The sequence below is a fragment of the Segeticoccus sp. genome (assembly GCF_035708005.1).
In genome coordinates this window covers 1-14,995 of the sequence record NZ_DASSTI010000107.1, presented here as the reverse complement: position 1 = coordinate 14,995, position 14,995 = coordinate 1, and the positions used below count along the sequence as shown (strand labels likewise).

The window sequence follows — 14,995 nt, the reverse complement described above, 5'->3', positions numbered from 1 at the left end:
TGATCACGTCAACGACTCGTTAGGTTGGGGCGCATGACTGATCCCACTTCGCTGCCCAACTTCCCGCCCCCTGGCGACGAGCACCCGCTGCGCGGCCGGGTCCTCGACGCGCTGCAGGACGAGGGGTACCGGCCCGACATCGACTCCGACGGCGACGTCGCGTTCAAGGTGCAGGGCCAGCAGCTCTTCGTGCGGTGCATGGAGGGTGACTTCGACATCATGCGGGTCTTCGGCCAGTGGCAGATCGGCGAGGACATCCCGCAGGACCTGCTCACCCAGCTCAATGCCTGCAACGACCTCACCCTCGGGCTGAACGTGGTCAAGGCCGGCATCGCCGCCGGCACCCTCGTGGTGACCGCCGAGCACGTCGTGACCGAGCAGACCGACATCAAGGCCCTGCTGCAGGTCACCACCCAGCTCATCCTCTCCGCAGTTCAGATGTGGCACCAGAACATCATGGGTGACGAGGGTGGCACCTCCGCGCAGCAGCCCCCCGCGTCGGACCCGAACGCCGGTCCGGGAGAGCCCGGCGGCCCGGGTGTGGGCCCGGCGTGATTCACCCCACGACGTTCTCCGCTGCGCTTCGACACTTCGCGGGGGCCCGGAATGAGTGAGTTCGTCCGGCTGGAGGTCGCCGAGGGCATCGGCACGATCCGCATCGACCGACCCAAGCTGAACCCCCTCAACTCCCAGGTCCAGGAGGAGATCCGGCAGGCCGCCGTCGAGGCGTCCGGCCGCTCCGACGTGGCCGCGGTCATCGTCTGGGGTGGGGAGAAGGTGTTCGCCGCGGGTGCGGACATCAAGGAGATGAAGGACATGTCCTACACGGACATGGTCGACCGCGCCCACGAGCTGCAGGCGTGCTTCACCGCTGTGGCCGACATCCCCAAGCCCACCGTCGCCGCGGTCACCGGCTATGCGCTCGGCGGCGGCTGTGAGCTGGCGCTGGCCTGCGACTTCCGTGTCGCCGCCGACGACGCCAAGCTCGGGCAGCCCGAGATCCTGCTCGGGCTCATCCCCGGCGCTGGTGGCACGCAGCGGCTGCCGCGGCTGGTGGGGCCCGCGACGGCGAAGGACCTCATCTTCTCCGGGCGCCAGGTGGGGGCCGAGGAGGCGCTGCGGATCGGGCTCGTCGACGAGGTCGTCCCCGCCGCCGACGTCTACGCCACGGCGCGCCAGCGGGTCGAGGGCTACGTCGCCGGACCGGCCTACGCCCTGCGCGCCGCGAAGGAGGCGATCGACCGGGGGCTCGAGGTCGACCTGCGCACCGGTCTGCGCCTCGAGGCGGCCGTGTTCGCCGGCCTCTTCGCGACGGAGGACGCCCGGATCGGGATGACCTCGTTCGCCGAGCGGGGGCCGGGCAAGGCCACCTTCACCGGCCGCTGAGTTCCCACCGAGCGGAGGGGTGGCGGGTCAGGCGAGGGGCAGGCGGCTGAACCGGGCGCCGAGGACGGGGCCGTCCGGGCCGCGCTGGCCCTGCTCGAGCACCAGCTCGGCGCTACGGCCGTCCAGGGTGAGCGTGGCGATCTGGTCGCCGAAGTAGGGACCCTCCAGCCGGTCCCAGTGGAAGCGCAGCGGTGGGACGTCCGACACCGTGCCGAGCAGCAGCCGGGTGACCCGTTCGGTCACCCTGCTCCAGGTCACCTCGAACGCCTTCTTCATCAGCGGCGGCACGTAGTTGTGCAGTGGTGAGCAGGTGAGCTGGTAGACCGGCGACTTCACCGAGTGGCCGAGGTGGGCCTGGGCGACGTAGGCGTGGTGGACGTCCCCCGACAGCACGCAGATCGTCGCCGGCGGCCGGCCACCCGCGGTGCGCTCCCCGCGGCCGACCGAGGCGAGCAGGGCGGCGAGCCGGTCGAAGGAGCCGCGGAACGCCGACCAGTGCTCCAGGTCGGCGCGCTGGCGCAGCCACTCACCGAACCGGGCCACCGTCGGGCCCTTGGTGCCGCCGGCCAGGCGCTCGTCCCAGGACTCCAGGTCGTGCAGCGCCCGCGGGAGCAGCCACGGCAGCGAGGTCCCGAGCAGCAGGTGGTCGTAGTCGCCGTCGACCTGGGCCTCGACCCACGACCACTCCCGCTCGGAGAGCATCGAGCGGTCGTCGGCCTCCAGCATCCGGCCGCAGCGGGAGTCCACGACGAGCAGCCGGGTGCGGCACAGGTCGCGGCGGTAGGACCACTGGGCGCCCTTGGCGCCGTCGGCCTCGCGGTCGGCGTCACGGGCGAACTCGCGCAGCAGGGGCCAGGCGTCACTGCCGTGGGCGCGGACCTTCTGGTAGAGCTCGTCGCTGGCGAGGCCCTCCGGGGAGAGGTTCCCGAGGTGCTGGTAGACCCAGTAGGAGGACAGGCCCCCGATGATGCGCTCCTCCCACCACGAGGTCGCCTGCATCTCGCGGCGCCAGACCGCTGAGGTGTTCCAGTCGTCCCGGACGTCGTGGTCGTCGAAGATCATCGAGCTCGGCACGGTCGAGAGCAGCCAGCGCACCTCGGGGTCGGTCCAGGACTCCAGGTAGAGCCACGTGTACTCCTCGTAGTCCTTGACCTGCTCGCCCGGCGGCTCCTCAACCGAGCGCCGCCGGCGGATCTGCTCGCGGACCTTGGGGGAGGTCTCGTCGGCGTAGACCTGGTCACCGACCAGCAGCAGTGCCGTCGGCCACTTCTCGTGCGGCAGGCCGGCCAGGCGGCGGGCGTAGGCGTCCAAGGAGTCCGACCCGTAGCGCTGGTCGTTCATCGCCCCGGAGGTCGCGTGCCGGCAGGAGCCGAAGACGAGGTGGATCGGGGCGTCGGGGCTGATGGTGCGGATGACCGGTGCGGGGTGGGGGTCCTCGGGAACGGGCCACACGAGCTCACCACCCAGGCGCACGTCATACGCCGTGGTGGACCCGACGGGCAGGTCGGTGACGTGCACGAGGGCGTAGTGGTGACCGGAGACCGTCCACGTGGGCTCCTGGTGGCCGAGCACCTCGACGACGCCCGGCTCGCTGGTCTCCACCCACACGGTCGCGTCGGACGCGCTGACGTGCCGCAGGACGGGGCCGACGAGGAGCTCACCCATGCGGACTGTCTACCAGCAGCACCGGCCACCCCGAGGTCGGAGGTCGATGCTACTGGTGAGTAACCTCGAGTCGTCCGGGGCCCGCCGCGCACCGGCCTGTGGTGGCGTCGCGGGGGCTGTCAGGATGGGCCGGGAAGGTCGGCCGGTGTCGTCACCGGCGGGCCGCCAGGTGACGGGACCGACAGGAAATGAGGCGTGCCAGACCATGAACATCGTCGTCTGCGTGAAGCACGTGCCGGACGCTCAGTCCGAGCGCACGTTCAACGAGGACACCACGACGGACCGGGAGGGCGTGGACGGGCTGCTGTCCGAGCTGGATGAGTACCCGGTGGAGGAGGCCCTGAAGATCAAGGAGGCCGCTGCCTCTGCTGGTGCGGAGGGGGAGGTCACCGTGCTGACCGTCGGCCCGGAGCAGGCGGGCGACGCGATCAAGAAGGCGTTGCAGATGGGCGCCGACAAGGGTGTGCACGTGCTCGATGAGGCCATCCACGGCTCGGATGCGGTGGCGACCTCGCTGGTGCTGGCCGAGGCGATCAAGAAGGTCGGGCAGGTGGACCTGGTGCTGACCGGGCTGGCCTCCACCGACGGGACGATGAGCGTGGTGCCGGCGATGCTGGCCGAGCGGCTGGGCCTGCCCCAGGTGACCTTCGCCTCGGAGCTGACCGTCGAGGACGGGACGGTGCGGATCCGCCGGGACGGGGACGTGGCCTCGGCGACGATCGAGGCGGCGCTGCCGGCGGTGGTGTCCGTGACCGACCAGATCAACGAGCCGCGCTACCCCTCCTTCAAGGGGATCATGGCGGCCAAGAAGAAGCCGGTGGAGACCTGGTCGCTGGCCGACCTCGGCGTGGACGCCGCCCAGGTGGGCCTGGCCGCGGCGTGGACGACGGTGGAGTCGGTGGACAAGCGCCCGCCGCGCACCAAGGGCGAGGTCGTCACCGACGAGGGTGACGGCGGTGCCAAGCTGGCGCAGTTCCTGGCCGCGCAGAAGTTCATCTGAGCAGCTCGACGATTCGAGAGAGGAAACGTTGATGTCGGAAGTTCTCGTGTTGGTCGACCACGTCGAGGGCGAGGTCCGCAAGACCACCCTCGAGCTGCTCACCCTCGCCCGCCGGCTGGGGGAGCCCTCGGCGGTGTTCGTCGGCGCCGGGTTCGAGGCGGCCAAGGACGCGCTGGCCCGCTACGGCGCCGAGAAGGTCTACCGGGTGGAGTCGGCCGAGGTGACCGACTACCTGGTCGCGCCGCTGGCCGAGGTGTTCGCCGAGTTGGTGGAGCGCACCTCGGCGGCGGCGGTGCTGCTGCCCGCCTCCCCGGACGGCACCGAGGTCGCCGCCCGGCTGGCGGTCAAGACCGGCTCGGGCCTGATCACCGAGGCGGTGGACGTGCAGGCCGGCGACGGCGGCGTGCGCACCGTGCAGTCGGTCTTCGCCGGCTCCTACACGGTCACCGCCAGCATCGCCCACGGCACCCCGATCGTGACGGTCAAGCCGAACGCGGTCACCCCCGAGGAGGTGGCGGGCGCGGCCGCCGATGAGGTGGTCGAGGTCTCGGTGTCCGAGGCCGCGAAGACCGCCAGGATCACCGACCGCAGCCCCAAGCAGGCGTCGGGCCGCCCGGAGCTGACCGAGGCCGCGATCGTGGTCTCCGGCGGCCGGGGGACCGGCGGCGACTTCTCCCCGGTCGAGGCGTTCGCCGACAGCCTGGGTGCGGCGGTGGGCGCCTCCCGCGCCGCGGTGGACGCCGGCTGGTACCCCCACTCCAGCCAGGTCGGGCAGACCGGTGCCACGGTGTCCCCGCAGCTGTACGTCGCCGCCGGCATCTCCGGGGCGATCCAGCACCGCGCCGGGATGCAGACCTCCAAGACCATCGTCGCGGTCAACAAGGACGAGGAGGCCCCGATCTTCGACCTCGTCGACTTCGGCGTGGTCGGCGACCTGTTCACCGTCCTGCCCCAGGCCACCGAGGAGATCACCAAGGCCAAGGGCTGACCCCGCGAACAGCGCGGCTGGATCGGCCCAGCACACCTCGGCGGAAATCGGTGCGCGACACGCCGACGGTGGACGAACGATGACGGCGAAGTAGCCGAACGGACGATCCCTGGGGCTCGGACCACCGCGACACGATGGAGGTCCGGGCCCCGGCGCGAGTCGGGGCCCGAGCTCCCCACCCTTGGCAGCAAGTGCCACCCCGCCGTCCGGGCGGGGGCCACCCAGAGCCCCGCCCGGAAGGCTGCGGCCGTGCGCCTGACCCTGCCCTCTGCGCGCCCCCGCACCACGGCCCTCGCCGTGGCCGCCGCGATCGGCGCCGCGCCCGTCCTGCTCGCCAGCGCCCCCGCGGCGCTCGCCAGCACTCCCTACCCGCCGGCCATGCCCGGTGCCACGGTGGTCAACCGCCCCGCCGGTGGGGTCTTCGCCCTCGAGGGCCGGGGCTGGGGCCACGGCATCGGCCTGTCCCAGTACGGCGCCAACGGCGCCGCCAAGGCGGGCCTCGGCTACGGCCGGATCCTGTCCTTCTACTACCCGGGCACCACGCTCGTGTCCACCCCGAACCGCCTGCTGCGCGTGGGGATCAGCGCCGACACCGACGGGGTGCTGGAGGTGGCTCGGACGCCCGGCTTGGCCGTCCGCGCCGGCAGCGTCGTCAAGACCCTGCCCACCGGCCCGAGCCGCTGGCGGGTGCGAGCCGGCTCCGCCGGCTGCCGGCTGGACGGCTACCGCAGTGGTGCGTGGTCGGCATACCGGCTGGTGGCCGGGACGGCCACGGTGCCCTGCCCGGTCACCTTCTCCAGCGGTCGCACCCCCGTGCGCCTGGTGCTGCCGGGTGGCACCGTGCGCGCCTATCGCGGCACCCTGCAGGCGGTGCGCACCAGCAGCACCCGTGTCAGCACCGTCAACCGGGTCGGGCTGGAGGCCTACCTGCGCTCGGTCGTGCCGAGCGAGTCGCCGGGCTGGTTCCGGCGGGCGGCGCTGCGGGCCCAGGCGGTGGCCGCGCGCACCTTCGCGCTGCGGTCGGTCGGCCGCGGCGGTCCGTATGACGTGTGCGACACCACGGCCTGTCAGGTCTACCCGGGGGTGGGCACCGTGTCGGCCTCCGGCGTGCTCACGCCGGTGGAGACGGCGGCGACCGACGACGCGGTGGCCGCCACGGCCGGGCGCGTGCTGACCTACGAGGGGGCGCTGGCGCTCACGATGTTCTCGGCCAGCAACGGGGGACGCACGGTCGCCGCGCCCGGCTACCCCTACCTGCCCAGCAAGGCCGACCCCTACGACGCCGTCGACGACCCGCTGCACGCCTGGACGGCGCAGCTGCCGGCGTCCGTGCTCGAGCAGCGTTACGGGATCACGAAGGTGCAGCGACTGCAGGTGGTCGACCGGGACGGGCAGGGCGCCTGGGGCGGTCGGGTGCGGCACGTGCTGATCGAGGGTGTGGATGCCCTGGGCCGCTACCGGTCCGCCTACGTCACGGCCGACGCGCTCGTGGCGAGCTACCCCTGGCCCGCCTACCGCAACGGGTTGCGCGGCACCTTCGTGAACTTCGCTGCGGGCAGTGCTGATTCGCCGGTCCTTGCCGCCGGCAGCGCGAAGAACCCGTATGCCGCGTATGCCGGCACCACGCTGCAGCTCTGGTCGGTGGGGTCGGCCGTCGTCGTGCTGCAGGAGGCGCTCGGCGTCGGTGCCGACGGCTACTTCGGTCCGATGACGCGCGACGCGGTGCTCACCTTCCAGCGGGAGCGGGGCCTGCCGGTCACCGGAGTGGTCGACGCCGCGGTATGGCGCGTGCTCCCCTCCGTGGGGTGAGCGGACGACCGCTCACCTCCTGAAGATCTCATCAGCTCAACGGAACTCGGGAAGGATCTGGTCGGCATACATGCGCATCGCATCAGCCCAGTGCGGGCCCATGTTGGTGACGTACACCTCGTCGAAACCGGCCTCCACGAACGGGCGCAGGTTCTCGATGTACGCCTGCGGGTCGGGGCCGCACGGCACCGACTTCTCGGTGGACTCCATCGTCACGAGCTGGCTGGCCTGCTCGAAGTGCCCGGGGGTGGGCAGCTCCTGCGCGAGCTCACCGGGCAGGCCGCCGTTCGACCAGAGCCGGTGCGCCAGCTCCACGCCCTCCTCCTTGGTCGGCGCGTAGCTGCCCTTCGTGCTGACCTTCGCCGGGAGGTTGCGGCCGGCGAGCTCGCGGAACGTGTTCAGCATCTCGGCATCCGGTGAGGTCGTGATGAACCCGTCGCCGATCCGGGCGGCCACCTCCAGCGCCCGCGGCCCGAACGCGGACACGAAGATCGGTGGCGGCTCGTCGGGCAGGGTGTAGAGGCGCGCCCGGTCCACGTCGTAGTGGGCGCCCTCGTGGGAGACCTGCTCACCGCTCCACAGCAACCGGATGACCTCCACCGCCTCGGCCAGCATCTCCAGCCGCTGCGCCTCGTTCGGCCAGCGGTCGCCGAGGACGTGCTCGTTGAGGTTCTCCCCGGTGCCGACGCCGAGGGTGAACCGGCCGCCGGTCAGCACCGCCGACGTGGCCGCCGCCTGGGCGACGATCACCGGGTGGATGCGGATGGTGGGGCAGGTCACCGCCGTCGTGACGGGCAGGCTGCACACCTGCGAGATGCCACCGATCACGGACCAGACGAAGGGACTCTGTCCCTGTGCGTCGTTCCACGGATGGAAGTGGTCGCTGATCCACAGGGCCTCGAACCCGGTCTCCTCGGCCAGCTTGGCCTGCTCGATCAGCTCCTGCGGGCCGTACTCCTCGCAGGACAGGGCGTAACCGAACTTCATGAGTGGCTCCTCGATCGACTCGGTCGGGTGACGCGTCTGGTCTCCTACCCGTCCGGTGCGCGGTCCACGCCCGGGGGCCTCGTGGGCGCGCACGTAGACTGCTGCGGTGCCCATCCCGCAGGTCCGCGCCTACCTCGACCACGCGGCGACCACCCCGATGCTGCCTGCCGCCGTCGAGGCGGTGGCCCAGCAGCTCGTGACCGTGGGCAACGCCTCGTCGCTGCACGGCTCCGGCCGCGCCGCCCGGCGGGTGGTGGAGGAGTCCCGCGAGCAGATCGCCGGCGCCCTGGGGGCCCGGCCCTCGGAGGTGGTGTTCACCTCGGGCGGCACCGAGTCGGACAACCTCGCCCTGCAGGGCGCCTTCCGCGCACGGCGTGCCGCCGACCCGCGGCGGACCCGGCTGCTGGTCTCCACCGTCGAGCACCACGCGGTGCTGGACACCGTCGAGCACCTCGTCCGGGACGAGGGGGCGCGGGTCAGCTGGTTGGAGGTCGACCCCGAGGGGCGGGTGGCTCCCGAGGTGCTGCGGGCGGCCCTGGCGGCCGAGCCCGAATCGGCCGCCCTCGTCAGCGTGATGTGGGCCAACAACGAGGTCGGCACGATCCAGCCGGTGGCCGAGCTCGCCGCCGTCGCAGCAGAGTTCGGGGTGCCGTTCCACACCGACGCCGTCCAGGCGGCGGGCCACACCCCGGTCGACTTCGCCGCCAGCGGCGCGGACCTGGTGACGGTCAGCGCGCACAAGCTGGGTGGGCCGGTCGGCGTGGGGGCGCTCGTGGCTCGGCGGGACGCCCCGGTGGTGCCGCTGCTGTTCGGCGGGGGGCAGGAGCGGCAGCTGCGCAGCGGCACGGTGGACGCACCCGGCATACGGGGGTTCGCGGTGGCCGTCGAGGAGTCGGTGCGGACCCTGCCGGAGGAGACCGCCCGGCTGGTCGCGCTCCGGGACCGGCTGGTGCGCGGGGCGCTCGACCTGGGCCTGGGCATCACGGTCAGCGGTGCGTACGCGCCGGGGGATGCCGAGCGACGGCTGGCCGGCAACGTGCACCTGCGGGTGCCGCGCTGTGACGGGGACTCGCTGCTCTACCTGCTCGACGCGGTCGGCGTGGAGTGCTCGACCGGGTCCGCGTGCCAGGCCGGGGTGCCCCAGCCCAGCCACGTGCTGCTGGCGATGGGCGTGCCCGAGGAGGAGGCCCGCGGCGCCCTGCGGCTCACCCTGGGGCACACCTCGAGCGAGGCCGACGTCGAGGCGGTGCTGGCCGCGCTGCCGGGCGCCGTCGAACGGGCGCAGCGGGCGCACGACGCGACCGGGGGCGCGGGCCTTGGAGGCGCGAGGAGGGCCGGCTGATGCGGGTCGTGGCCGCGATGAGCGGTGGGGTGGACTCGGCGGTCGCGGCGGCACGCGTCCTCGACGCCGGGCACGAGGTGGTCGGGGTGCACCTGGCCCTGTCCCGGTCGGCCAAGACGCTGCGCGAGGGCGCCCGCGGCTGCTGCACGATCGAGGACGCCGGCGACGCCCGGCGGGTGGCCGACATGCTCGGGATCCCGTTCTACGTGTGGGACATGGCGGCGCGGTTCCAGGACGACGTCATCGAGGACTTCGTCGCGGAGTACGCCGCCGGGCGCACCCCCAACCCGTGCCTGCGCTGCAACGAGCGGATCAAGTTCGCCGCGCTGCTGGACAAGGCGCTCGCCCTCGGCTTCGACGGGGTCGCGACGGGGCACTACGCGCGGATCGTCGACTCGGGGTCGAGTGCCTCGGGCCGGCGGGAGCTGCACCGGGCGGTGGACCCGGCCAAGGACCAGTCCTACGTGCTCGGCGTGCTCGACGAGGAGCAGCTGGCCCGCGCCCTCTTCCCGCTGGGGGACTCCACCAAGCCGCAGGTGCGCGACGAGGCGGCCGCGCGCGGTTTCTACGTCGCGAAGAAGCCGGACAGCCACGACATCTGCTTCATCTCCGACGGTGACACCCGCGGCTGGCTCGCCGAGCGGCTGGGGGAGCGTCCCGGCGAGATCGTCGACGCCTCCGGCGAGGTGGTGGGGGAGCACCGGGGCGCCTATGCCTACACCGTGGGGCAGCGGCGCGGGCTGAACCTGCGCCGGCCGGCCGCCGACCGGCAGCCGCGCTACGTGCTGGACGTGCAGCCGGCGACCAACACGGTCGTCGTGGGGCCGAAGGAGCTGCTCGGCGTCGACGCCCTCACCGGGGACCACGCGCGCTGGTGCGGGCAGCCGCCGGAGGGCATCGTCTGCGTCGGGGCACAGGTGCGTGCCCACGGCGCCGAGGTGCCGGCCACCGCCCGGGCCGACGGGGACCGGGTCGAGGTGCGGCTGGAGGAGCGCATCCGAGGGGTCGCCCCCGGCCAGTCCGTCGTGCTGTATGACGGCACGCGCGTGGTCGGCTCCGCCACCATCTCCTCCGCTCACCTCGCCCGCTGAGAAGTGGCCGAGCGGGTCACCTCTCGCGGCCAGCCCCCGGCGGCCCCGCCGCGGAGACGCCGGGCGGCGCGGCCGTAAGGTCGGGGCCGTGACTGGCACCTGCAGGGCGAGCGGCATCGGCTCCTGGCCCGGCGACGACATCGGAGCGGCGCTCACGACCGTCCGCGACCTGCTCGCCGACGACGACCTGCCCTACCTGCCCGAGCTGCCGGCCCGCGGCCCCGGCGCCGACCTCATCGGCCGGGGCGCGGCCCTGCTCGTGGGGCTGCCGGTGGACCTGCAGCCGTCAGGCTGGCGCTTCGTCGACCGCCCCGGCCGCGACCTCCACCGCGCCCGCGCGTTCCTGCGCCGGGACCTCGACGAGCTCGCCGAGGCCTTCGACGGCTACACCGGCTCGCTCAAGGTCCAGGCCGCCGGACCGTGGACGCTGGCCGCCTCGGTCCAGCTCAACCGCGGCGAGCGCGCCGTCGTCGACGAGGGCGCCTGCCGTGACCTGACCGCCTCCCTGGCCGAGGGGCTGCGCGACCACCTGGAGGCCGTGGCGAGGTTGGTCCCGAACGCGCGGGTCGTCATACAGCTCGACGAACCCTCGCTGCCCGCGGTCCTGGCCGGGCGGCTGCCGACGGCCTCCGGCTACGGCCGGCTGCGCGCGGTCGACCCGTCCGTCGCGGCCGACGGACTGCGCACCGCCTTGGAGGCGGTCCGCGACCGGGCCGACCAGACCGTCATCCACTGCTGCGACCGCGCCGTCCCCTTGCCGTTGCTGCGGTCCACCGGGGCCGACGCGATCGCCCTGGATGCCACCGCCCTCGACGCCCGCGGCTGGGAGTCCGTCGCCGCGACGGTCGAGTCGGGCACCGACGTGTGGCTGGGGACCGTGGCGACCGACGGCGCGTCCCAGCCCACCGTGCGCGAGGTGGTCGAACGCACCTCCCGCTCCTGGCACGACGTCGGTATGCCGGCCACGCAGCTGGGCGGGCTCACCGTCACCCCGGCGTGCGGGCTCGCCTCCGCCGCGACCGACGGAGCCGCCCGGATTCAGCGGCTGGTCCGCGACGTCGCGAGGGCGCTCGCGGAGACGGCGGCCGGGGCCTGAGGACCTCAGTCTCGTCCGCCGGGTCGGTGGCCGGTCCTAAGGTGGGCTCGACCCTTCAAATCTGAGGCGGATCTGAGGCACTCGGAGGGCATTCCGCCCGTCGGCCGCTGGTTGACCACCTCGTGAACGCCGTGACGGGAAACCACCCGATGACCACCACCGTGCCGACCCGGTCGGCGCCCCCGCCCCTCGCGGCGACGCGCGTCCCGTGGCAGGCGAAGTTCCTTGCCCTCGCCGCGATCTGGGGCTCGAGCTTCCTGCTCATCAAGTTCGGTCTGCGCGGCCTCGAGCCGCTGCAGGTCGCCGCCCTCCGTGTCTTCTCCGGCGCTGCCGTGCTCACCGCGGTGCTGTTGATCGGGCGTGGGCACCTGCCGCGCGGCGCCCGCACGTGGGGGCACCTCGCGGTCACCGGCTTCTTCGCGTGCACCCTGCCGTGGACTCTCTTCGCGGTGGCCGAGGAGCGGGTCAGCTCCGCCCTGGCCGGTATCGGCAACGCGGTCACCCCGATCGCCGCCGTGCTCGTCACGCTCGCGCTCCTGCCCGCGGAGAAGGTGCCGGCCCGCAAGGTCGTCGGCGTCCTCATCGGCTTCCTCGGCGTGCTCGTGATCATGGAGCCGTGGGCGAGCTCGAGCCGGCCCGACCTGCTGGGCTTCGGGATGACGCTCGCCGCCGGCGCCTCCTACGGCGTGGGGTGGACGTGGACCAAGCGCTACCTCACCGGCGGTGAGCTCCAGGGCCTCTCGGCGCCCGCCGGTCAGCTGCTGACCGCGTCGGCCGAGGTCCTCCTCGTGCTGCTCGGCTGGTGGATCTGGCAGGGAGGTGGCTCCGTGGCCGCGCCCTGGTCGGTGACGGGGTCGGGGTCGACGCTGTGGGCCGCGCTCGCCGCCGTCCTCGCCCTCGGTGTCGTGGGCACCGGCCTGGCCATGTCGATGCAGTATGACGTCGTGCGGGTGGCCGGCCCCACGGTCGCCACCAGCGTGACCTACCTGATTCCCGTGGTGTCGGTCGCGCTCGGGATGGTCGTGCTGCACGAACGGCTGGGGCCCGAGCAGGTGGTCGGTGCCGTCGTCGTGCTGGCCGCGGCCGCACTGATCGGTATGCCGGCGCGGCGCCGCCACGCCTGAGCGGTGTCGGCCGCGTGCGGCAGGATGACGTCGTGAGCGACGCAGAGACGGACGTCCCCGAGACCGCCGCGGCCACCGAGGAGCTGCCCAGCGCGCCGGAGGAGGCGCGCCAGGAGTGGACGCAGCTGGCCGAGGAGGTGCGTGAGCACCAGTTCGCCTACTACGTCCGGGATGCGCCGACCATCAGTGACGCGGAGTTCGACGAGCTGTTCCGTCGGCTGCAGGGCCTGGAGGAGCGGTATCCCGAGCTCCGCTCACCGGACAGCCCCACCCAGCAGGTGGGCGGCACCTGGTCGAGCGAGTTCACCGCGGTCGACCACCTGGAGCGGATGCTCAGCCTCGACAACGTCTTCAGCATCGAGGAGCTCGCCGCGTGGGACGCCCGGGTGCGGCGCGAGCTGGGTGACGTGCCGTTCCACTACCTGTGCGAGCTGAAGATCGACGGGCTCGCGGTGAACCTCCTCTACGAGGACGGCCGGCTGGTGCGCGGCGCGACCCGCGGCGACGGTCGCACCGGTGAGGACATCACCAACAACGTGCGCACCATCGACGGCATCCCGCACCAGCTGCAGGGCGAGGGCGACGTGCCGATCCCGGGTGAGCTGGAGGTGCGCGGGGAGGTGTTCTTCCCGGTAGAGGCGTTCGAGGAGCTCAACGCCTCCCTGGTGGAGGCGGGCAAGGCGCCGTTCGCCAACCCGCGCAACGCGGCGGCGGGGTCGCTTCGGCAGAAGGACCCCAAGGTCACCGCGAGCCGGCCGTTGCACATGCTGGTGCACGGCCTCGGCGCCCGGACCGGCTTCGACATCCGGCGCCAGAGCGAGGCCTACGACCTGCTCCGTGCCTGGGGGCTGCCGGTGTCCAGCCACAGCAAGGTGGTCGACGACCTCGGCGCCGTGCAGGCGTTCGTCGAGCACTTCGGCGAGCATCGGCACTCGGTCGAGCACGAGCTCGACGGCGTGGTGGTCAAGGTCGATGAGGTGTCGGTGCAGCGTCGGCTGGGCTCCACCTCACGGGCACCGCGCTGGGCGATCGCCTTCAAGTACCCACCCGAGGAGGTCACCACCAAGCTCCTCGACATCCGGGTCAACGTCGGGCGCACGGGGCGGGTGACGCCCTACGGCGTGATGGAGCCGGTGAAGGTCGCCGGGTCCACGGTCGAGATGGCGACCCTGCACAACGCCCACGAGGTGCGTCGCAAGGGCGTGCTGATCGGCGACACGGTGGTGCTGCGCAAGGCCGGTGACGTCATCCCCGAGATCGTCGGGCCGGTGGCCGACCTGCGCACCGGGGACGAACGCGAGTTCCAGATGCCGACGCATTGCCCCTCCTGCGGCACGAAGCTGGCGCCGCAGAAGGAGGGCGACAAGGACATCCGATGCCCCAACGCCCGCAGCTGTCCCTCGCAGCTGCGTGAGCGGCTGTTCTCCCTCGCGGGCCGCGGCGCGTTCGACATCGAGGCGCTCGGCTGGGAGGGCTCGATCGCGCTGCTGGAGGCCGGGGTGATCCACGACGAGGGCGACCTGTTCACCCTGGCCCCGCAGGACGGCGACCGGGCGACCGCCGTGGCCCGGCTCGTGCAGGTGCCGCTCTACACCCGCGCGGCCAAGAAGTCCGACCCCGCCGAGGAGGTCGTCGACGGGCGCACGCTGTCGGCCAACGGGCACAAGTTGCTCGACAACCTGGCGGGTGCCAAACAGCAGCCGCTGTGGCGTGTGCTGGTGGCCCTCTCGATCCGGCACGTCGGTCCGACGGCAGCCCGCGCCCTGGCGGGGCACTTCCACTCCCTGGAGGCGATCCGGTCGGCCAGTGAGGAGGACCTCGCGGCCGTCGAGGGGGTCGGGCCGACCATCGCCGAGTCGGTGGCCGCCTGGTTCACGATCGACTGGCACCGCGAGATCGTCGAGAAGTGGGCCGCCTGCGGGGTGCGGATGGCCGACGAGGTCGATGAGTCGACCCCGCGCACGCTCGAGGGACTGACCGTCGTGGTGACCGGCTCGCTCGAGGGCTTCTCCCGTGACTCGGCGAAGGAGGCCATCCTCTCCCGCGGCGGCAAGGCAGCCGGCTCGGTGTCGAAGAAGACCGACTACGTGGTCGTGGGCGAGAACGCCGGGTCCAAGGCCGAGAAGGCCGAACAGCTCGGCGTCACCACGCTCGACGAGGCCGGGTTCGTCCAGTTGCTGCAGACCGGCTCACCCGACTAACGCCCGGCAGCTCCGGACCGCGGTCGGCCCTCCCGGTGCGCGGCCTCGGTGCCAGCATGAAGACATGCCCACGATCGACGCCTTCAGTCATGTGACCCTGACCGTGACCGACCTCGAGACCAGCGTCGCTTGGTATGCGCATGCGCTGGGCATGAAGCGCGGCCCGGACATGAGCGGTCCCGGCTGGCGCCGCACGCTGATGCTGGCGGGCCCCGGCGTGGTCCTCGGACTGCAGGCGCATGAGCGCACCCCCGAGGGCGACCGGTTCGACGAGGCCAGGGTGGGGCTCGACCACCTCTCGATCGC

Annotated in this window: 13 protein-coding genes; 11 read left to right on the top strand and 2 right to left on the bottom strand. The window is 72.9% G+C overall.

Going from position 1 to position 14,995, the window contains the following annotated elements:
• The first annotated feature begins 33 nt into the window (after positions 1-33).
• Both VFL99_RS10950 and VFL99_RS10945 read left to right on the top strand, forming a co-directional pair.
• Positions 34-555: a T3SS (YopN, CesT) and YbjN peptide-binding chaperone 1 gene (locus tag VFL99_RS10950; protein WP_325106389.1), complete on the top strand. Its 522-nt coding sequence runs from the start codon at positions 34-36 to the stop codon at positions 553-555.
• Between the two features lie 51 nt (positions 556-606).
• The gene (locus tag VFL99_RS10945; protein WP_325106388.1) at positions 607-1,386 is read left to right on the top strand and encodes an enoyl-CoA hydratase/isomerase family protein; all 780 of its coding nucleotides are present in this window, start codon (positions 607-609) and stop codon (positions 1,384-1,386) included.
• A 27-nt stretch (positions 1,387-1,413) separates the two neighbouring features.
• On the opposite strand, the gene VFL99_RS10940 is transcribed toward VFL99_RS10945, so the two are convergent.
• Complete coding sequence (locus tag VFL99_RS10940; protein ID WP_325106387.1) at positions 1,414-3,051, bottom strand: alkaline phosphatase D family protein; 1,638 nt, start codon at positions 3,049-3,051, stop codon at positions 1,414-1,416.
• Positions 3,052-3,256: 205 nt separating this feature from the next.
• On the opposite strand from VFL99_RS10940, the gene VFL99_RS10935 reads away from it, so the two are divergent.
• The 3 genes from VFL99_RS10935 (at position 3,257) to VFL99_RS10925 (ending at position 6,848) form a co-directional block, all read left to right on the top strand.
• Positions 3,257-4,051: an electron transfer flavoprotein subunit beta/FixA family protein gene (locus VFL99_RS10935; RefSeq protein WP_325106386.1), complete on the top strand. Its 795-nt coding sequence runs from the start codon at positions 3,257-3,259 to the stop codon at positions 4,049-4,051.
• A gap of 31 nt (positions 4,052-4,082) precedes the next feature.
• Complete coding sequence (locus VFL99_RS10930) at positions 4,083-5,039, top strand: electron transfer flavoprotein subunit alpha/FixB family protein (protein ID WP_325106385.1); 957 nt, start codon at positions 4,083-4,085, stop codon at positions 5,037-5,039.
• A 249-nt stretch (positions 5,040-5,288) separates the two neighbouring features.
• The gene (locus VFL99_RS10925; protein ID WP_325106384.1) at positions 5,289-6,848 is read left to right on the top strand and encodes a SpoIID/LytB domain-containing protein; all 1,560 of its coding nucleotides are present in this window, start codon (positions 5,289-5,291) and stop codon (positions 6,846-6,848) included.
• Between the two features lie 36 nt (positions 6,849-6,884).
• On the opposite strand, the gene VFL99_RS10920 is transcribed toward VFL99_RS10925, so the two are convergent.
• Positions 6,885-7,835, bottom strand: a complete 951-nt coding sequence (locus VFL99_RS10920) for a TIGR03557 family F420-dependent LLM class oxidoreductase (RefSeq protein ID WP_325106383.1) — start codon at positions 7,833-7,835, stop codon at positions 6,885-6,887.
• Between the two features lie 157 nt (positions 7,836-7,992).
• Here VFL99_RS10920 and VFL99_RS10915 point away from each other — a divergent pair, with 157 nt between their 5' ends.
• The 6 genes from VFL99_RS10915 to VFL99_RS10890 all read left to right on the top strand — a co-directional run.
• Positions 7,993-9,177 carry a cysteine desulfurase family protein gene (locus tag VFL99_RS10915; RefSeq protein WP_414713744.1) on the top strand — a complete coding sequence of 395 codons (1,185 nt, stop codon included), beginning with the start codon at positions 7,993-7,995 and terminating at the stop codon, positions 9,175-9,177.
• On the top strand, positions 9,177-10,268 hold the full coding sequence (gene mnmA / locus VFL99_RS10910) for a tRNA 2-thiouridine(34) synthase MnmA (protein ID WP_325106381.1): 1,092 nt from the start codon (positions 9,177-9,179) through the stop codon (positions 10,266-10,268). The genes VFL99_RS10915 and mnmA overlap by 1 nt, the downstream gene beginning before the upstream one ends.
• An 88-nt stretch (positions 10,269-10,356) precedes the next feature.
• Positions 10,357-11,364 carry a uroporphyrinogen decarboxylase/cobalamine-independent methonine synthase family protein gene (locus VFL99_RS10905; RefSeq protein WP_325106380.1) on the top strand — a complete coding sequence of 336 codons (1,008 nt, stop codon included), beginning with the start codon at positions 10,357-10,359 and terminating at the stop codon, positions 11,362-11,364.
• A gap of 149 nt (positions 11,365-11,513) precedes the next feature.
• Positions 11,514-12,488: a DMT family transporter gene (locus VFL99_RS10900; protein WP_325106379.1), complete on the top strand. Its 975-nt coding sequence runs from the start codon at positions 11,514-11,516 to the stop codon at positions 12,486-12,488.
• 32 nt (positions 12,489-12,520) lie between these two features.
• The gene (ligA, locus tag VFL99_RS10895) at positions 12,521-14,689 is read left to right on the top strand and encodes an NAD-dependent DNA ligase LigA (protein ID WP_414713743.1); all 2,169 of its coding nucleotides are present in this window, start codon (positions 12,521-12,523) and stop codon (positions 14,687-14,689) included.
• Positions 14,690-14,753: 64 nt separating this feature from the next.
• Positions 14,754-14,995: VOC family protein (locus tag VFL99_RS10890; RefSeq protein WP_325106378.1), on the top strand; the 242-nt coding region annotated here is incomplete at its 3' end.